Origin of the sequence: Luteibacter aegosomatissinici (assembly GCF_023078495.1) — a bacterium.
Lineage (GTDB): Bacteria > Pseudomonadota > Gammaproteobacteria > Xanthomonadales > Rhodanobacteraceae > Luteibacter > Luteibacter aegosomatissinici.
In genome coordinates this window covers 1547865-1565418 of the sequence record NZ_CP095742.1, presented here as the reverse complement: position 1 = coordinate 1565418, position 17554 = coordinate 1547865, and the positions used below count along the sequence as shown (strand labels likewise).

Below are 17554 nucleotides of genomic sequence, written 5' to 3'. Positions count from 1 at the left end.
ATGAATTCGCTATGCACCGCCGGAAGGGTTGCTCCCGCTGTCCTTGAACAGCTTTCCCATTTCCTGGGTGATCTTTTCGATGTCCTTGCCCATCTGGTCGATGGACGCCTGGTTCTTGCAGCCACCGGCGGTTTCGATCATCGCGACACACTTGGCCGCGGCCGCCATCTGCACCTGGTTCATCGCCTGCTGCTGGCTCAGGCTGATCTGCTGCTGCATGTTCTGGTTGAAGATCTGCTGGGCCAGGGCCAGGTTCGCCAGGATGGCCGGCTGCTCGCCAATGGACTTGGCGTTGGAAATTGCGATTGCCTGGACGATGTCGTCAGGAAGCTGGCCGGCCATTGGTATCCCCCATGAAGTGGCGATCGCGATGGCGCCATGCATCGCGTCGATGGGGGGATGCTAGGCACGCCGAGGGGGCGGCATAAGTATCGTTACGGTAACGATTTGCCCGTTGTTACGGTAACAACCACGGCGCCCGGGCGCCGTGCGGTTATCGTCGGAGCCCGCGCGATCGCAGGATTGGATTGGCAGGGGGACGTGGTGAAAACGGAAATCGACGAAAGCCAGGATATCGACGAAGGGGAAATACGATCAGCGTGCGCCTCGATCATGGCCAGCGACGCTTTCCAGAAGGCTCACCGGATGAGGCGGCTACTCGATTTCCTCATCCACCAGGCGCTGGCCGGCGAAAAAGCCATCAGTGAGTACGCGATCGGCATAGCCGTTTTCGGCCGGGACCCGGCCGATTACCTCTCCGAAGACCCGTCGGTGCGGGTCCAGGTGGGGCGTCTTCGCCACCGGCTAGCGGCTTATTACACCGATAACGCCATGACCGGCGATGTGGAGATCACCATCCCGGTGGGCCGCTACACGCCCACCTTCCGCCGGGTGGTACGGCACGAGCGGCCACGACTGAAAGGCACGCACCTGATGGTGCAACCCATCCGGCACATTACCGAGCGTGCCGAGGGGCAGGCTTTTGCGAGCGGGTTGTACGAGGAGCTGCTGAACCAGCTCGTCTCGTCGTTCGGCGATGTGTTCACCTGGAGCGCGCCGCCCCTCGTGCTACCCGCCCATATCACCTTCACCGACGGCGACGACACGCCGGCACCACGTCGGTTGATTGAAGGCAGCGTTCGCGTGGATGCGGAGCGTATGCGCACATCGATCCGGTTGATCGATGCCTCGATCAGCAAGGTGACCTGGGCCCGGCATTTCGATCGCTCGGCGCAGTTTGGCATTCGCGAGCAGGAAGAGCTTGCGGTGTCGATCTGCCGGGCGTTGAAGGAGGTGGTTTCGATGTAGCCGTTAATAGGCCTCAGCGAAAGCGCGAACCACTTTGCCCATGGCTTCGCGCCAGCGTGCTTCCAATGCTGGGGTCAGTTGGTCGTCGCGCTCCTTGATCGCCTGCATCAGGCTCTCGAGCCAGTGATCGTGGATAGCTGGTGGCACGGGCGCCCTGCCCTTGCGTGCGTGGACGCGGATCATCTCGTTTACCGGCCCCTGGGCCATGCCGTCGCCGGCAGCCCAGGAGATGGCCAGGCTGATACCGCGGCGCAGGGCCATATGCTGCTTCTGGAAATCGGTTTTGGCGAACAGCGGCGGGATGCCTTCGTCGCGGGCGAGAAGGATGTCGTAGAAGCGGCCGATGAAGCCGCGCGAGCGGAGGCACCGGCCGAAGCTGGTGTGGAGGTCGTTGTAGCCGATGGACATGCGGGGCCTGCGGGTAAAACGGGGAGCGTAGGCAGGCGGGGCGCCGGGGCCGTTGAGCGCGGTCAATTTTGCGGACGCAGAAACGCAAAACGCCCCGTTAGGGGCGTCTTGCGTAACTGGCGGAGAGTGAGGGATTCGAACCCTCGATAAGGCTTTTGACCCTATACTCCCTTAGCAGGGGAGCCCCTTCGGCCTCTCGGGCAACTCTCCATTTTGATCGTTCGCGAGGCTAGTGCCCGAACGAGCCAGCAAGGATACTGATCCTTGCGTCGGCCGTAAAGCTTTTACTGTTACTGGTCGTCACCGGTATGGCCGGCAGGATCCTGGTCGTGTTCGTTCTTGATGCGCTGGTAAATCTCTTCGCGATGGACTGCGACATTCTTAGGCGCGTTGATACCAATGCGCACCTGGTTACCTTTGACACCCAGAACGGTGACCGTCACCTCGTCGCCGATCATAAGGGTTTCACCGACCCGGCGGGTCAGAATCAGCATGATTGATACTCCATAAAATCAGGTATTGGCTTCCCCACCAACGACAACTCACCCCGAGTCTTGCCGCCGATGGATTGACTTATCGACCATCGAAGGCCGATCTGCCTTCCCCGGCGTATTGTGTGCGTGTCGCTGACCAGCTGTCCTGCCTATGTCGACCCGACTGACCGATGCCGAAAAATGCGTTTCGACATTCGGATCATACTAGCTGAGCCAATCAAGGTGGTGCAACGCAGGAACGGCTGAATCCGTGTACAGGGGCGCCTTTACGGCAGCCCCTTTAGGGTCCAGCGGGGGTTCGTTCAGCGAAGCTTGCCTTCGACCCAGGCAGGGATGCCGGCCAGGATGCCGGGCAAGGCCGGGCTATCCACGCCACCGCCCTGCGCCATATCCGGGCGGCCGCCGCCCTTGCCATCGATCTTCGAGGCTACCTCGGCGACCAGGTCGCCCGCCTTGACGCGGCCCAGGGCCGAGCCGCCAACGCCTGCCACCAACGATACGCGGCCGTCGGCCGCGCCCGCCAGGATGACGGCGCAGTCGCCCAGCTTCTGCTTCAGCACGTCCAGGCTGTCGCGGAGGGACTTGGCGTCGAGGCCTTCCAGGCGCGCGGCAACGACCTTGATACCGGCGACATCCGTGGCGGTATCGACCAGATCGGCCGAGGCCGAGCTGGCGGCCTTGGCCTTGAAGGATTCAACCTCTTTTTCGAGTTTCTTCTGCTTATCGAACAGCTGGCGCAGCTTTTCGACCACATCGTCGCCCGTGGCGGCGAGCAGGCCCGACACCTCGCTGAGGATGCGCTCTTCATCGGCCACACGTGCCATGGCGCCCGCACCGGTCACCGCCTCAATACGGCGGATGCCCGCGGCCACGCCCGACTCGGAGACGATCTTGAACAGGCCGATGTCGCCCGTGCGGCCTACGTGCGTGCCGCCGCAGAGTTCGGTCGAGAAATCGCCCATCTTCAGCACACGGACTTCGGCGCCGTATTTTTCGCCGAACAGGGCCATGGCGCCGAATTCAATGGCGTCGTCGTAGCCCATGTGGTGAACCTCGGCGGCCGCATTGCGGCGCACCTCGTCGTTCACCATGCGCTCGATCTCGGCCAGTTCCTCACCGGTGACCGGCTTGAAGTGGGAGAAGTCGAAGCGCAGGCGCTCCGGTGCCACCAGCGAGCCCTTCTGGGTCACGTGGTCACCCAGCACGGTGCGCAGGGCGGCATGGAGCAGATGGGTGGCCGAGTGGTTCAGCACGGTGGCCTGGCGCTGGGCGCCGTCCACCGAAGCACTGACCACGGCGCCCTTCAGCAACGGGGCCGAGCCCTGCCAGGTGCCGAAGTGGGCAAAGAACGCGCCGCCGACCTTCTGGGTGTCTTCCACCGCGAGGGCACCCGACGGGTTGCGAATCATGCCGGTATCACCGACCTGGCCGCCCGATTCCGCATAGAACGGGGTGCGGTCGAGCAGGAGGAAGCCCTCCTCGCCATCGGCCAGCTGATCCACGGACTTACCGTCGCGCACGATGGCCACCGCCTTGGCATCAGCCAGGTCGAGGGCGTCGTAGCCGGTAAAGATCGTCGGCTGCAGCGCGCTGGCCACTTCGGCCGGCAGCTGCGCCTTGGTCGAGAAGTTGCTGGCGGCGCGGGCACGGGCACGCTGCTCGCCCATGGCGCGCTCGAAGCCTTCCATATCGACGGTCATGTCGCGCTCGCGCGCAATGTCCGCCGTGAGGTCGACCGGGAAGCCATAGGTGTCGTACAGACGGAACGCGTCGGCGCCCGGGATGATCTTGCCGGACTTCGAGGCGATGTCATCGAACAGGCGCATGCCGTGCTCGAGCGTTTCACCAAAGCGCTCCTCTTCCACCTTCAGCGCCTGCTCGACGAACGCGCGCTTGGCTGCGATTTCCGGGTAGGCCTCGCCCATCTCTTCAACGAGCGGCGCGACCATCTTCCAGAAGAAGTCACCACGCACGCCGAGCATCCAGCCATGGCGCAGGGCGCGGCGGATGATGCGGCGGAGCACGTAGCCACGGCCCTCGTTCGACGGAAGCACGCCATCGACGATAAGGAACGATGCGGCACGGATGTGATCGGCGATGACGCGCAGCGACTTGTTGCCCAGGTCGGCCGTGTTCGTCAGGCGCGAGGCCTCACGGATGAGGTACGCGAACAGGTCGATCTCGTAGTTGGAGTGCACGTGCTGCAGCACGGCCGCCAGGCGCTCCAGGCCCATGCCGGTATCGACGCAAGGCGCCGGCAGCGGGCTGAGCGTGCCATCGGGCGCGCGATCGAACTGCATGAACACGAGGTTCCAGATCTCGATATAGCGATCGCCATCTTCATCCGGCGAACCGGGCGGGCCACCGGCCACATCCGGGCCATGGTCGTAGAAGATTTCCGTGCACGGGCCGCAGGGGCCGGTGTCGGCCATCTGCCAGAAGTTATCCGAAGCGAACGGCGCGCCCTTGTTATCGCCAATGCGCACGATGCGCTCGGCCGGGACGCCCATCTCCTTGTTCCACAGGTCGTAGGCCTCGTCATCGGTGTGGTACACGGTGACCCACAGGCGCTCGGCCGGCAGCTTGTAGACCTCGGTGAGCAGCTCCCACGCGTAGCGGATGGCATCGCGCTTGAAGTAGTCGCCGAACGACCAGTTGCCCAGCATTTCGAAGAAGGTGTGGTGGCGGGCCGTGTAGCCCACCTGGTCAAGGTCGTTGTGCTTGCCGCCAGCGCGCAGGCAGCGCTGCACGTCGGCCGCACGGACGTAGCCCGGCTTTTCGCTGCCGAGGAACACGTTCTTGAAGGGGACCATGCCCGAGTTGGTGAACAGGAGCGTGGGGTCGTTCGACGGCACCAACGATGCCGAGGGCACGATGGTGTGGTCCTTTTTGCGGAAGAAATCCAGGAAGGTCGAACGGATGTCGGCGGTTTTCATGTGCGATCGTGGCTTGGGGCTGCGAGGATCGCGAAAGGCGCCCAGTCACGAATAGCAAGGCTAGCTGCCTTCAGTCGTCGTCGGGGTCTTCCGCATCGGCGTGGGTAAGAACACGTACTGTGGCGGCGGCGAAGCCGCGACGCAAGAGGAATTGCGCCCGCCGTGCCCGTTCCGCCGGGTCGGCGGAGGCCGATCCGTAGCGTCGGCGGAGCTGATTCGCGGCCAGGTCGTGCCAATCGACGTCCGCGTTTTCAAGGAGTTCGCGGATCCGGGCATCGCTAATGCCCTGGCTGCGCAGCTCGGCGCGGATGCGGGCCGGCCCGTAACCCTGCCCTACCCGGCTACGGACCAGCGCCTCGGCGAAGCGCCCGTCATCCTGGTAGCCCTGGCCTTCCAGCCGCTCGATGGCATCGGCGGCCTCATCACGCGCAAAACCGCCGCGATCCAGCTTTTGCCGGAGTTCGCGGCGAGAGTGCTCGCGCCGGGCCAGCAGGCCCAGCGCCTTGTCGTAAGCCGTGCGGGCCGGGCGATCCGGGGTGTTTTCGCCACCCTGCTCGCCCGCCCCGGGATTACGCCTCCTCGACCTCATCCTGCTCGGCGTCGGCCTTGGCGGCACCCGTGCCCGGCTTCACCAGCAGGCGGGCGCGCAGCTCGGTATCGATCTCGTTGGCGATGGCCGGGTTATCACGCAGGAACTGGCGGACGTTTTCCTTGCCCTGGCCGATGCGATCGCCCTTGTAGCTGTACCAGGCGCCCGACTTGTCGATCAGGTTCTCGCGCACGCCCAGTTCGATGATCTCGCCTTCGCGCGAGGTGCCCTCGCCGTAGAGGATCTCGAACTCGGTCTGGCGGAACGGCGGGGCCACCTTGTTCTTCACGACCTTGACGCGGGTCTCCGAACCGATGACTTCCTCGCCCTTCTTCACCGCGCCGATGCGGCGGATATCCAGGCGCACCGAGGCGTAGAACTTCAGCGCGTTACCACCGGTGGTGGTTTCCGGGCTGCCGAACATCACACCGATCTTCATGCGGATCTGGTTGATGAAGATGACCAGGCAGTTCGACTTCTTGATGTTGGCCGTGAGCTTGCGCAGGGCCTGGCTCATGAGGCGGGCGTGCAGGCCGACGTGGGAATCACCCATTTCGCCCTCGATTTCGGCCTTGGGCGTGAGCGCCGCGACCGAGTCGACCACCACCATGTCGACCGCGCCGGAGCGCACGAGCATGTCGGCGATTTCCAGCGCCTGTTCGCCGGTATCCGGCTGGCTGACAAGCAGATCGGCCACGTTCACGCCAAGCTTTTCGGCGTAGGTGGGATCCAGCGCGTGCTCGGCATCGACGAACGCGGCGGTACCGCCGTTGCGCTGGCACGAGGCGATGGCCTGCAGGGTGAGCGTGGTCTTACCGGACGACTCCGGACCGTAGATTTCCACGATACGGCCGCGCGGCAGGCCGCCGATGCCCAGGGCGATATCCAGGCCCAGGGAGCCGGTGGAGACGGTGTCGATCTGGTCGTCCACGCGGTCGCCAAGACGCATGACGGCACCCTTGCCGAACTGCTTTTCAATCTGGCCGAGGGCACTCGCCAGCGCCTTGCGCTTATTGTCGTCCATCGTAGTTTCCGGTGTGCTTGTGTATAGGTAGGTATCTTGCCGGAGCGGGGTCTCAGGGACTGCGATCCGTCAGACGGTGATTTTGCCACAGCCGGCCGGGCTTACCCGTTCAGCTCGGTGACTATTCCAGCGAGCGCCGCGGCCACCGTCTGTCGGCGCACCGCCTCGCGGTCGCCACCGAAATGGAACACCTTCGCGTGGGCGTAGCCCCCGCGCCGCTTCCAGCCAATCCACACGGTGCCCACGGGCTTGTCGGCCGTGCCACCGGACGGGCCGGCGATGCCGGTGACCGCCACGGCCACGCCGGCGCCGTAGCGCGCCAGCGCACCCGACACCATCTCGAGGACCGTTTCCTCGCTGACCGCGCCGGTGCGCTCAAGCGTCCTAGGGTTCACGCCGAGCAGTGATTCCTTCGCGCTATAGCTATAGGTCACGACGCCCGCCTCGAACCACGCCGAGCTGCCGGCCAGGTCGGTGAGCGCCTTGGAGATCCAGCCACCCGTGCATGACTCGGCGGTGGCGACCATCACGCGCTTGTCGAGCGCCGCGGCGGCCACCTGCTGCGCCAGCGCGTTCAGCGCCGCGTCGTTGTAAGGGGAGTGCGAGTCCATCGAGGTTCCTGACGGTAAAGGGGACGGTTCTACCTTAGCCCCGCCCACCCTGTCGATGCGGCGTAGGGCTTTTCCTACGTCACGACGTGGGCGCCGCCCAATTGCGCAACCGCCGCGAGACGTTCACAGTATCTTTTCGCACGTTGGGCTAGCCATCTGGCTACGCAACCCCACCGCCGCGAAATCGCCCCTCCCGGGATACTCGCACACAGGAAGATCCACGCATGGATGACACCTCCCAGGCATACGCCGCCACTTGCCTATCGCGGCCTCTAGCGATGTCGCACATCATCCTTTTCGCGATGCATGCGCAACGATGTCGGACCGTATCGCGACATTGATCGTCGCTCATGGCGCTCGACTTACCGCGCCCTGCACTGGTCAAAGATTGATCAATCAGCACGCTTCATCGGCACGAACGATCGCTGTCAACTTTTCGTCTTGGGTTTTGTGTTCTAATAAACGTACGCATCCGCATGGTTGCGTGTGCAACCATGTTCGTCGTGTTTTTTCCGTGAAACGCGTCACTTTAATGCGTATCGAATGTGCTGGTCATTTGCACGTTCATGAGCTATTTTTTTGACGCGGTTCTCGAATCGCACCGATGAAGGGGGAACACCTGCAGACCAAAGGCTCGAGCCGATGTCGACGACATCTGTGCTCGCAGGGTTGTGCAGGGGCCACTTCGCTACATCGATTGGCAGGGCGGCAGTCTCGCCCGGAACAGGAAGTTTGAATGGATAGCTTGCACGAAGCGCGGGGTGCCGTTGCCCTCCGCATGTACGGACAACCAGGGGCCAGGCTCGAAGTATCGCCACCCTCACCGGAGCCTCGCTGGCCAGCGCATGCACGTTTTCGTGCGCGCGGCAGCGCTCTGTTGCCGATTACGCATTAACTGACTTTGCCGGGCCCAGGCTCGACGCGGGGCGGATAGCCATGTCCGCCTTTCGAACCATTGTTATTGCTTTTCAACAAGTTATGAGCGCAACGTGAAAATAGGCCAGACCAACCTTGCCATGATTGGCATCATAGTGGTGTTTTCCGCAGCCCTTTCGGGTTGCGGTACAACGCCTGCCCGCGACTTTGGCGGCTCGTGGAAGCCCGTCAACCACTTCGAAGACAAGACCACCGAGATTCCACTCGCGGTCCCGTACACGTATTACGCGGCCCCAATGGACGGCACGCTCAAGACCATGCTCACGCGGTGGACCACCGACAACGGCATGAAGCTTCAGTACAAGCTGCGCTCGGACTTCACGCTGACCAAGTCGGCCTCCGCGATTCATACCTCGGAGCTGCGTGATGCGGCGTCGCAGTTGAGTTCGATTTACTCGGCGCAAGGGGTGGCTGTCGTCGTGAGTGGTCCCGACCTTATCGTCGATGAGATCAGCAGCATCGCACCGCCGCCCGCGCCTGTTGCGGCTCCCGCTGCACCGCCCGCCCAGGCAAAGGCGTCCGATACGCCGGCAGCACCGGCGCCCGAAAACCCCGTCGCCGCTAGCGCGGATACGAAGTAAGCGACTGACGAGGCAGGGGCATGCTTAAGAAAAAGAACTCACCGAAGATCGACGACGTCATTTCGAGCAGCGTCAACTTCGAAGTCACCATCGCGGACGAAGCAAGGCGAAGCGCAAAGCGTGCATGGATGGTCGCTTCGTGCTCGCTGGTCGTTTCGCTGTGCCTTATTGGCGGCTATTTCTACGTCCTTCCCCTTAAAGAGAAGGTGCCGTACATCGTGCTTGCCGATCCGTACTCCGGCACGAGCCAGCTGGCACGCCTGACGGATGACCTGCTGAACCGCCAGGTCACCAGCAGCGAAGCGGTGAACCGCAGCAACATTGCGCACTTCATCCTCGCCCGCGAGTCGTACGACCTGGCGCTGACGAACCTGCGTGACTGGCCGACGGTCATGACCATGGCGGCGCCGAACGTGGCGACGCCATACCGTGCCCTGCACTCGCCGGCGAATCCGAACAGCCCGTACAAGCTGTACGGCACCAACAAGGCCATTCGCGTCAAGATCCTCAGCATCGTGCTGGTGGGTGGCGGCGTTAACGCGACACCCAAGGGCGCCACGGTGCGTTTCCAGCGCACGGTATACGACAAGTCGACCGGCGGCTCCGTGCCGCTCGATAGCAAGATCGCCACGATGGAGTTCGTCTACAAGGCGAACCTGCTCATGGATGATCAGAGCCGCGTCGAGAACCCGCTCGGCTTCCAGGTGACGACCTATCGCGTCGACAACGACTACGGTACGGCCGTGCCCACGGAGGTCCCGCAGCAAGGGGCCGCCGCGCCGCAACCGGCTGCGCCCGCACCGGGCGAGCCCGGCGTCGATCCCGACGACATGCCCGCTGCAGGTGCCGCCGCGCCCCAGGCTGCCGCGCCCGGCGCCGCGCCGGTGCAGGAGACCCTTCAGAACGGTGCCATCCCGCCGGCACCCATGCCTGCCGGCGCTGGCTACCCCGGTGCCGTCCCGCTCGCACAGCCTGCCGCCCAACCGGCTGCAGCAGCCCCTGCCGCCCGTTCCACTGCCCCAAGCGCCGCCAATGGAGGGCGCCGTTGATGAACCGTTCAAGCCTTATGCGCCTCAAGCGCGTCGCCGGGGCCTTCGCCGTATGCGTAGCGCCCCTCGCCGCGGCGGAAACCGCGCCCCCTCTTCCGCCGCCTGCGCTCGTCGGCCAACCCGCTGCCGTCACGACCTATGAATACGCTCCCGATCGCGTCTTCCAGATTCGCACGGGCCTGGGTATCGCAACGCAGATCGAGCTCAGCCCGAACGAGAAGATCCTCGACTACAGCACGGGCTTCAGCAGCGGCTGGGACCTGACGCGTCGAGAGAACGTCTTCTACGTGAAGCCGAAGAACGTCGATGTCGATACGAACATGATGATTCGTACCGCCACGCACTCGTACATCTTCGAACTCAAGGTCGTCGCCACGGACTGGAAGACGCTCGACCAGGCCCGCCGCGCCGGCGTGCAATACAAGGTGGTCTTCACCTACCCGGCCGATACGAGCTTCATGTCGGAAACGAAGAAAGTGGCAGACGCACCCATGCTCGATACCGAGCTGGTCAAAGGCCGTGACTACAACTTCGATTACGACTACTCGAAGACGCGCAAGACCGCGGTGTGGCTGGTGCCGATCAACGTCTACGACGATGGCCGCTTCACGTACATCAAGATGCCTGATCTGAAGCAGTTTCCCACGGGAAACTTCCCGACGATCTATATGCGCGAAAAGGAACACGGTGAGGACTCGGTGGTGAACACCACGGTGGAGGGCAGCACCATCGTCGTCCACGGCACGTATCCGTATCTGGTTATTCGCCACGGTGACAACGCCGTCGGTCTGCGAAGGAACACGAAGAAGTGAGCCCGAACAATCCTTATCACCCGGAAGACGAATCGAACGACGGCCAGGTGCCGCCGTCGGATCATCGCGCCGAACAGCACGATCCACTCGCAGGCAATCCGTATGCCTCGCAGACGCGCCAATCCGCTGCACCCGATCTCGACGGCAATGCACCGCGCCTGACCTCCAACGACATGCAGCGAATGAACCGCCGCGCGCTTGGGTTGCTCGGCGCCATTGCGCTCCTCCTCATCGTGATCGGCTTCTGGGCATTTGGCGGCCTTACGACACCTAAGGAAAAGCCGAAGCCTCGAGAAGAGACTGTCACCGTTCCAGATGCGCCCATGGCCCCTCCGGTGCAACCACTTCCCGCGCCTGCGCCTGCGCTCGCACCTACGCCACCAGCGGAGGCAATTCAGCTGGCTCCCGCACCATTGCCGCGAGATACCCGCCCTCAGCAGCCCGAGGGCCCGCGTGGGCCAACGTTGCTCGAGCGCCGAATTGCAGCTGCGGGCATGGGGACCACCGGCGTAGCGACCGGTGAGGGAGCGGGAGGCGACGCAGGTGGCCCGGGAGGCGGGACCGGATTCAATCTCCCGCCGAATCCGGAAGCGCCAGTAGCGCCCGTTCCGCGAATGAGCAACAACAACAATCTCGCTTACACGGCGAAATCACCGGATGTGGCGTCAAGCGCATCCCCGCTCACGCATCCGGACACGCTGATGCTGCGCGGTACGTTCATTCGCTGCGTGCTGGAAACCCGCATCATCACCGACATCCCGGGCTTCACCTCGTGTGTCGTCACGGAGCCGGTGTACTCGTTCAGCGGCAAGCGCTTGCTGCTGCCGAAGGGTTCGAAGGTGATGGGCAAGTACGAGATGGAACCCGATGGTCCGCGCGTCGCGGTCATCTGGGATCGCATCGTCACGCCCACCGGCATCGACGTGAACATGGCCAGCCCGGGTATCGATACGCTCGGCGGTGCCGGCCACCCAGGCCAGTACAACGCGCACTGGGGTAGCCGCATCGGTGCGGCCCTGCTGATCAGCCTGCTCAGCGATGCCTTCAAGTACGAGGCAGCCGAGCACGGTCCGAGCCAGACGACCATCAGCAATGGCGTCGTGACCCAGACCCCGTTCGAAAGCAACACCGCGGCAACGATCCAGATGCTGGCGAACCAGGCGGTGCAGCGTGCTGCGAACCGTCCTGCCACGGTCACGATCAACCAGGGCACCGTCCTCGCCATTTACGTGGCCAAGGATGTGGATTTCAACGGCGTCGTGGCGCGGTACTGAGGCACGCATGGAAAGCGCACTGGCCGCCGTCGGCAACGACTTCCTTGACTACCAGTACGAAGTGCTGGGGGTGAAGGATTTCCTTGCCGAGCCGGACGTCACTGAAATTTGCATCAACCGCCCCGGCGAGCTCTACCTCGAGCGCCGCGGTGGCTGGCAGAAAGTGGAAGTGCCTTCGCTCACGTTCGAGCGGGCGCGCCAGTTCTGTACAGCCGTGGTGAACGAAAGCAACACCGGCCAGCGCATCACGGATGTGGATCCCGTGGTGTCGCTGACCTTCCCCACCGGCCAGCGCGCACAGTTCGTCATTCCACCAGCCTGCGAAGCCGGCCGCGTATCGATCACCATCCGTCTGCCCTCCAAGCAGACCCGTACGCTGGCGCAGTACAGCGATGACGGCTTCTTCAACGAGATCCTGGAAGGCGCGAACACCATCAGCCAGGCGGACCAGGAGCTGCTGGACCTGCGCGCCGAGCGCCGCTACGCGGATTTCTTCCGCCATGCGGTGCTTAACAAAAAGAACATTGTCGTCGCTGGCGCCACCGGCAGCGGCAAAACGACGTTCATGAAGTCGCTGGTGAACCACATTCCGGCCGATGAGCGGCTGGTCACCATCGAAGACGCCCGCGAGCTGTTCATCGACCAGCCCAACGTCGTTCACCTGCTCTATTCCAAGGGCGGCCAGAGCGCGGCCAATGTCACGGCCAAAAGCTGCATGGAAGCCTGCCTGCGCATGAAGCCGGACCGAATCATCCTTGCCGAGCTACGCGGCGATGAATCGTTCTACTTCATCCGTAATTGTGCGTCCGGCCACCCAGGTTCGATCACAAGCTGCCATGCAGGCAGCGTGGAACAAACCTGGGACCAGCTAGCGCTGATGGTGAAGGCCTCCGCGGAAGGCGCCGGACTCGAGTTCAACACGATCAAACGGCTCCTGATGCTAACCATCGACATCGTGGTTCACATCAAGGCGCATGCAGGCCGACGCTACATCACCGGCATCGATTTCAACCCGGCTCGCGCGCTAAGTGCGGACGGGGGGTAACACAGAAAAACCATTGGTCATGAGACAGGAGTTGTAAAGGTGCTACCAGGACTTGAAATGATGGGCTGTCAAAACCTTGCCGTGCCGGCCGAGGTGATGCAGCACGTCGTCAATGTCGAATCGAGCCGAAACCCATTCGCCATCGGCGTGGTGGGCGGGCAGCTCGTGCGCCAGCCTCAGAATCTTCCTGAGGCGGTAGCGACCGTGCGCATGCTGGAAGACAAGGGCTACAACTACTCACTCGGCGTTGCGCAGGTGAACCGCTCCAACCTGGGCAAGTTCGGGCTGGATACGCCGGAAAAGGCGTTCGCGCTCTGCCCCAACCTCTCGGCCGGCTCCAAAATCCTGGCCCAGTGCTACGCCAGCGCCAACAAGGATTGGGGCAAGGCCTTTAGCTGTTACTACTCCGGGAACTTCACCACCGGCTACCAGCACGGCTATGTCCAACGCGTTTTTGCCTCCATGGCAAAGAGCGGCATGATCGCTGGCGCACGCGCCATCCCAGTGGTGGCAAGCCAGCCAGTGAAGGTCGTCGGCGCCGATGGCAAAGTGAAGACGATTTCCGCCGATGGCGATGCCTACCGGATCGCGATGCGCAGCGTCGCCGATTCCGCGTTGGCCGCGGCGATCGGTCCCGCTGTCGCACAGGCGGCGGGCCAGCCGGCCTACGGGCAGGGCGCCGGGGATCTACAAACGGCACAGGCAGTACAAGCCGCCCAGGCCGCGATGCAGGCACAGCAGGCGCAAGGCGGGCAGTACGCCTATCCGGCCGGTGCTTACGGGGCGAACCAGGGCATCCCTGGTGCCATGCCAATCACCAATCCAGCGCTGACCAGTACGCCGCAGCCGCTGCCTGGCCCCATCCCGACGGATCCGGCCACTGCGGCACTAATGCAACAGATCGGCGCACAACTTCCGCAGGGCAACGTGCCGACGGCCGGGCGTATTCGCACCGATCCCGGTACCGCGGCCGTGATGTCACAGATCGGCGTGTCCGCCGCGTCACCGGCAGGCAACCAAGCCGCCCCCGGTCCCAACGATGTGTTCGTGCCGCAGGTCACCGGCCCCAACGATCCGCCGCCGCAGGCACAACCTGCGGCACCCGTACAACCGCAGAGAGATAACGCCGATCTGCGCAATGGCACCAAGGACGACGCGTTCGTTTTTTAGGAGCTACCCCACCGCGGGCTGCGCGGCTTGCAGCCAACCCTAGCAACCGTAACAAAGGAACTGAAAGATGCCCCTGTCCAACCTCAGCACCACCATCGCGAAGTCCAAGCATCCGCTGCTGAACACGATGCTGCTCTTCGCCATGGTCGCCCTCTGCTTCATGCCCGAGCTTGCCTTCGCCCAGGACGATACCCAGGGCAAGGTCTGCGGGTTCTTCGGCAGCATCAAGACCATCCTGAACGCGGCGTCGATCGTCGTGGTGACCGTGGCAGTGATCTTCTCCGGCTATCAGATCGCCTTTGCGCACAAGCGCATCTCGGACGTGACCCCCGCCCTCATCGGTGGCGTGCTCATCGGCGCGGCTGCCCAGATCGCCAAGACCGTGGTCGGCAACGGCGACGCCAGCGGCACCTCGGGCTCGTGCCCGGAAGTGGGCGTGGTCATGCACACCCTGCAGGTCGCCCTGAACTTCCTGCACATCCATGCATAAGAACGTACTGTTCCGCGGCTGCACGCGCCCACCCATGTTCATGGGCGTGCCCTACGTCCCGTTCTTCATGGGCGCGGGCTCGTGCCTGCTGATGGCCATGTACTTCAACTACTTCTTCTTGCTCCTCATCCCCGTGGTGATCTTCATCATGCGGATGATGGCCAAGCGCGACGAAATGATCTTTCGCCTGCTCGGCCTGCGCCTGCAGTTCAGAACCCGTATCAGGAACGTCCAGGAACACGATGGCATGTGGGTATTCACGCCCAACAACTATCGTGATCGCGCGAAGGAAAAGCGCAAAAAGTAGGCACCCGCCCTGGCACACCGTGCCAGGGCCTTTTCGAGAACCCACGGTACCGCCGCCATGTTCACCCCAGACGCACCCATCGCTACGCACATCACGTTGTCGAGCCATGTCTCCCCGACGGTCGTAAAGACGACCGGCGGCGATTACCTATTGGTGTGGCGCATGGATGGTCTGCCCTTCGTCGGCCGGGAAGAGTGGGAAATCGAACACCGGCACAATTCGTTCAACCGCATGCTGCAGACGCTGCGTGCACCGGATTACCCGAACCTGGCGTTCTGGGTGCACGACGTGCGCCGTCGCCGGCCCATCCGTGATACCTCCAAGTTTGGCCAGGACTTCAACCAGACCCTCTCCGATGCCTACTTCTCCTCGCTGACCAGCCAGAAGCTGATGCAGAACGAGCTGTACCTGACCATGATCTATCGCCCGATCGTGGAAGGTAAGCGCTGGGTCGAGAAAAGCGCCAACATCGAACGGCTCGAGCAGGAGCAGGCGCAAGCCGTCTCCACCATCCTTGAACTAGCCGGCAACGTCGAGGCCGTACTCAAGGACTACGCGCCCTACCGTCTCGGGTTATACGAAGCATCCAACGGTGTGGTGTTCTCGGAGATCCTCGAGCACTTCGCGTACATCCTCAACCGTACCGATGAGCCGGTCCCGGCGCTCAAGGCGCCGATCTACGATTACCTGCCCGTCAGCCGCCAGCGCTTCTCCGCGAAGACGGGCGACTTTGTCCTGACCACCCCCAGCGGCCAGAATCACTTCGGCGCCATCCTGAATCTGAAGGAATACGTCGAAGGTACCTACCCGGGCATCCTGAATGGCCTGAAGTACCTCGATTTCGAGTACGTCATCACCCACTCGTTCTCGCCGATGGGGCGCCAGAACGCGCTCTCTGCGCTGGAACGTACCAAGGGCATGATGATCTCCTCGGGTGACAAGGCCGTCAGCCAGATCATCGAGCTCGACCATGCCATGGACCAGCTCGCCTCGGGCAACTTCGTGCTCGGCGAGTACCACTTCACGATGGCCGTGTATGCCGCGAGCCAGGAGCAGTTATCGCAGAACCTGGCCGCCACGCGCGCCGAACTTTCCAATGCCGGCTTCGTTACCGTCAAGGAAGACCTGGCCGTGACGGCCGCGTTCTACGCCCAGTTCCCCGGTAACTGGAAGTACCGCACGCGCCTGGCCAACGTCAGCTCGCTCAATTTCCTCGGCCTGGCACCGCTGCATAACTTCGCGACCGGCAAGAAGGAAAACAATCCGTGGGGTCCGTGCGTCACGACGCTGCAGACCACCAACGGGCAACCCTACTTCTTCAACTTCCACGCCACTCACCCGGCCGAAAACTCGTTTGGTGAAAAGGCGATTGCCAACACCATGGTCATCGGTAAGTCGGGTACGGGTAAAACCGCGCTCATCAACTTCCTGCTGAGCCAGGTACAGAAGATGGACCCGTCACCGACGATCTTCTTCTTCGACAAGGACCGTGGCGCGGAGATCTTCGTGCGTGCCTGTGGCGGGAACTACCTCGCCCTCGAGAATGGCAAGCCCACCGGCTTCAACCCGTTCCACTGCGAGCGCACGGAAGAGAACATTCACTTCCTGGTGGATCTGGTCAAAGTGCTCGCCGGCAAGAGCGTCTACAGCTCCCGCGAAGAAGAGGAAATCTACCGCGCGGTCGAGAACATGCTCGACACGCCGACGCACCTGCGCAGCATGACCAACTTCCAGAAGAGCCTGCCCAACATGGGCGACGATGGCATCTTCATCCGTATGCGCAAGTGGACCGCGGGCAACTCGCTGGGCTGGGTGTTCGACAACCCCCACGACACCGTCGACCTTACCCGCGCCAACATCATCGGTTTCGACTACACGGATATCATCGATAACCCGGAAGTCCGCGCACCGGTCATCAACTATCTTCTGCACAGGCTGGAAGCCCTCATCGACGGGCGCCGGCTCATCTACGTCATGGACGAGTTCTGGAAGATCCTCGACGGCAAGGGTGGCTTGAAGGAGTTCGCGAAGAACAAGCAGAAGACCATCCGTAAGCAGAACGGCATGGGCATCTTTGCGACGCAGAGCCCGGAAGACGCCCTGGCCAGCGATATCTCTGCCGCGCTGATCGAACAGACCGCGACCATGATCCTGCTGCCCAACCCGAACGCCAGCCGGGAAGACTACGTGGAAGGCCTGAAGCTCACCGAAGCCGAGTACCAGGTGGTCGTCAGCCTCGACGAGCGCTCGCGCTGCTTCCTGGTGAAACAGGGCCATGCGTCCGCGGTGTGCCAGTTGAACCTGCGCGGCCTGGACGACGCCCTCGCAGTCATCTCGGCCTCCACCGACAACATCGAAATCATGCACGAAGTCCTTGCGGCACGTGCCGAGAGCGAGGGCGTCTCACCCGATGACCTGCGCCCGGACCAGTGGCTTGAGCAGTTCTACGAGAACCGCAAGGGTAGCGGCAAGGGCCGCCCCTCGCCCCGCCCTACCCCCACTTCCAAGCGCGTTGCCTGA

Annotated in this window: 17 protein-coding genes and 1 tRNA gene; 10 read left to right on the top strand and 8 right to left on the bottom strand. The window is 63.1% G+C overall.

All coding sequences use genetic code 11. The annotated features are described in order from the left end of the window. Nucleotides 1-9 precede the first annotated feature (9 nt). A complete protein-coding gene (locus L2Y97_RS06905) occupies nucleotides 10-342 on the bottom strand; it encodes an FAD-binding monooxygenase (protein WP_247434715.1) in 333 nt (110 codons plus the stop codon). 36 nt (nucleotides 343-378) lie between these two features. Here L2Y97_RS06905 and L2Y97_RS06900 point away from each other — a divergent pair, with 36 nt between their 5' ends. Beyond that, the gene (locus L2Y97_RS06900) at nucleotides 379-1308 is read left to right on the top strand and encodes a hypothetical protein (RefSeq protein ID WP_247434713.1); all 930 of its coding nucleotides are present in this window, start codon (nucleotides 379-381) and stop codon (nucleotides 1306-1308) included. A gap of 3 nt (nucleotides 1309-1311) precedes the next feature. Here L2Y97_RS06900 and L2Y97_RS06895 read toward each other — a convergent pair whose 3' ends face one another. The 7 genes from L2Y97_RS06895 to L2Y97_RS06865 form a co-directional block, all read right to left on the bottom strand. Continuing rightward, entirely contained in the window at nucleotides 1312-1716 is a 405-nt protein-coding gene (locus L2Y97_RS06895) for a globin (RefSeq protein ID WP_247434710.1), read from the bottom strand. Nucleotides 1717-1833: 117 nt separating this feature from the next. Continuing rightward, nucleotides 1834-1926, bottom strand: a tRNA-Ser gene (locus tag L2Y97_RS06890). A gap of 80 nt (nucleotides 1927-2006) precedes the next feature. Beyond that, complete coding sequence (gene csrA / locus L2Y97_RS06885; RefSeq protein WP_247434707.1) at nucleotides 2007-2210, bottom strand: carbon storage regulator CsrA; 204 nt, start codon at nucleotides 2208-2210, stop codon at nucleotides 2007-2009. A 302-nt stretch (nucleotides 2211-2512) separates the two neighbouring features. Then, nucleotides 2513-5146, bottom strand: a complete 2634-nt coding sequence (gene alaS / locus L2Y97_RS06880; RefSeq protein WP_247434704.1) for an alanine--tRNA ligase — start codon at nucleotides 5144-5146, stop codon at nucleotides 2513-2515. Nucleotides 5147-5216: 70 nt separating this feature from the next. Next, nucleotides 5217-5735: a regulatory protein RecX gene (locus L2Y97_RS06875; RefSeq protein WP_247434702.1), complete on the bottom strand. Its 519-nt coding sequence runs from the start codon at nucleotides 5733-5735 to the stop codon at nucleotides 5217-5219. Further along, nucleotides 5716-6759 (bottom strand): recombinase RecA, encoded by a 1044-nt coding sequence (gene recA, locus L2Y97_RS06870; RefSeq protein ID WP_247434699.1) that lies wholly within the window; start codon nucleotides 6757-6759, stop codon nucleotides 5716-5718. Before recA ends, L2Y97_RS06875 begins: the two co-directional genes overlap by 20 nt. Before the next feature lie 101 nt (nucleotides 6760-6860). Beyond that, nucleotides 6861-7370 (bottom strand): CinA family protein, encoded by a 510-nt coding sequence (locus tag L2Y97_RS06865; RefSeq protein WP_247434696.1) that lies wholly within the window; start codon nucleotides 7368-7370, stop codon nucleotides 6861-6863. Between the two features lie 1016 nt (nucleotides 7371-8386). Here L2Y97_RS06865 and L2Y97_RS06860 point away from each other — a divergent pair. The 9 genes from L2Y97_RS06860 to L2Y97_RS06820 all read left to right on the top strand — a co-directional run bounded on the left by L2Y97_RS06860 (nucleotide 8387) and on the right by L2Y97_RS06820 (nucleotide 17554). Next, entirely contained in the window at nucleotides 8387-8887 is a 501-nt protein-coding gene (locus tag L2Y97_RS06860; protein WP_247434693.1) for a toxin co-regulated pilus biosynthesis Q family protein, read from the top strand. A gap of 20 nt (nucleotides 8888-8907) precedes the next feature. Continuing rightward, on the top strand, nucleotides 8908-9936 hold the full coding sequence (locus tag L2Y97_RS06855) for a VirB8 family type IV secretion system protein (protein WP_247434690.1): 1029 nt from the start codon (nucleotides 8908-8910) through the stop codon (nucleotides 9934-9936). Then, nucleotides 9936-10748, top strand: coding sequence for a TrbG/VirB9 family P-type conjugative transfer protein (locus L2Y97_RS06850; RefSeq protein WP_247434687.1), 813 nt, complete (start codon nucleotides 9936-9938; stop codon nucleotides 10746-10748). The genes L2Y97_RS06855 and L2Y97_RS06850 overlap by 1 nt, the downstream gene beginning before the upstream one ends. Beyond that, on the top strand, nucleotides 10745-12022 hold the full coding sequence (locus L2Y97_RS06845; RefSeq protein ID WP_247434685.1) for a TrbI/VirB10 family protein: 1278 nt from the start codon (nucleotides 10745-10747) through the stop codon (nucleotides 12020-12022). Before L2Y97_RS06850 ends, L2Y97_RS06845 begins: the two co-directional genes overlap by 4 nt. A 7-nt stretch (nucleotides 12023-12029) precedes the next feature. Continuing rightward, entirely contained in the window at nucleotides 12030-13067 is a 1038-nt protein-coding gene (gene virB11, locus L2Y97_RS06840) for a P-type DNA transfer ATPase VirB11 (protein ID WP_247434682.1), read from the top strand. 57 nt (nucleotides 13068-13124) lie between these two features. Further along, on the top strand, nucleotides 13125-14237 hold the full coding sequence (locus L2Y97_RS22515; protein ID WP_425492832.1) for a lytic transglycosylase domain-containing protein: 1113 nt from the start codon (nucleotides 13125-13127) through the stop codon (nucleotides 14235-14237). Between the two features lie 67 nt (nucleotides 14238-14304). After that, complete coding sequence (locus L2Y97_RS06830) at nucleotides 14305-14727, top strand: TrbC/VirB2 family protein (RefSeq protein WP_247434680.1); 423 nt, start codon at nucleotides 14305-14307, stop codon at nucleotides 14725-14727. Further along, nucleotides 14720-15034 carry a VirB3 family type IV secretion system protein gene (locus L2Y97_RS06825; RefSeq protein WP_247434678.1) on the top strand — a complete coding sequence of 105 codons (315 nt, stop codon included), beginning with the start codon at nucleotides 14720-14722 and terminating at the stop codon, nucleotides 15032-15034. Before L2Y97_RS06830 ends, L2Y97_RS06825 begins: the two co-directional genes overlap by 8 nt. A gap of 57 nt (nucleotides 15035-15091) precedes the next feature. After that, on the top strand, nucleotides 15092-17554 hold the full coding sequence (locus L2Y97_RS06820) for a VirB4 family type IV secretion/conjugal transfer ATPase (protein WP_247434675.1): 2463 nt from the start codon (nucleotides 15092-15094) through the stop codon (nucleotides 17552-17554).

What these genes read in the sequence shown, in the direction of transcription:
- L2Y97_RS06905 (WP_247434715.1), bottom strand. Translation starts at nt 342, where the DNA reads ATGGCCGGCCAGCTTCCTGACGACATCGTCCAGGCAATCGCAATTTCC.
- L2Y97_RS06900 (WP_247434713.1), top strand. Translation starts at nt 379, where the DNA reads ATGCATCGCGTCGATGGGGGGATGCTAGGCACGCCGAGGGGGCGGCAT.
- L2Y97_RS06895 (WP_247434710.1), bottom strand. Translation starts at nt 1,716, where the DNA reads ATGTCCATCGGCTACAACGACCTCCACACCAGCTTCGGCCGGTGCCTC.
- csrA (WP_247434707.1), bottom strand. Translation starts at nt 2,210, where the DNA reads ATGCTGATTCTGACCCGCCGGGTCGGTGAAACCCTTATGATCGGCGAC.
- alaS (WP_247434704.1), bottom strand. Translation starts at nt 5,146, where the DNA reads ATGAAAACCGCCGACATCCGTTCGACCTTCCTGGATTTCTTCCGCAAA.
- L2Y97_RS06875 (WP_247434702.1), bottom strand. Translation starts at nt 5,735, where the DNA reads ATGAGGTCGAGGAGGCGTAATCCCGGGGCGGGCGAGCAGGGTGGCGAA.
- recA (WP_247434699.1), bottom strand. Translation starts at nt 6,759, where the DNA reads ATGGACGACAATAAGCGCAAGGCGCTGGCGAGTGCCCTCGGCCAGATT.
- L2Y97_RS06865 (WP_247434696.1), bottom strand. Translation starts at nt 7,370, where the DNA reads ATGGACTCGCACTCCCCTTACAACGACGCGGCGCTGAACGCGCTGGCG.
- L2Y97_RS06860 (WP_247434693.1), top strand. Translation starts at nt 8,387, where the DNA reads ATGATTGGCATCATAGTGGTGTTTTCCGCAGCCCTTTCGGGTTGCGGT.
- L2Y97_RS06855 (WP_247434690.1), top strand. Translation starts at nt 8,908, where the DNA reads ATGCTTAAGAAAAAGAACTCACCGAAGATCGACGACGTCATTTCGAGC.
- L2Y97_RS06850 (WP_247434687.1), top strand. Translation starts at nt 9,936, where the DNA reads ATGAACCGTTCAAGCCTTATGCGCCTCAAGCGCGTCGCCGGGGCCTTC.
- virB11 (WP_247434682.1), top strand. Translation starts at nt 12,030, where the DNA reads ATGGAAAGCGCACTGGCCGCCGTCGGCAACGACTTCCTTGACTACCAG.
- L2Y97_RS22515 (WP_425492832.1), top strand. Translation starts at nt 13,125, where the DNA reads ATGATGGGCTGTCAAAACCTTGCCGTGCCGGCCGAGGTGATGCAGCAC.
- L2Y97_RS06830 (WP_247434680.1), top strand. Translation starts at nt 14,305, where the DNA reads ATGCCCCTGTCCAACCTCAGCACCACCATCGCGAAGTCCAAGCATCCG.
- L2Y97_RS06825 (WP_247434678.1), top strand. Translation starts at nt 14,720, where the DNA reads ATGCATAAGAACGTACTGTTCCGCGGCTGCACGCGCCCACCCATGTTC.
- L2Y97_RS06820 (WP_247434675.1), top strand. Translation starts at nt 15,092, where the DNA reads ATGTTCACCCCAGACGCACCCATCGCTACGCACATCACGTTGTCGAGC.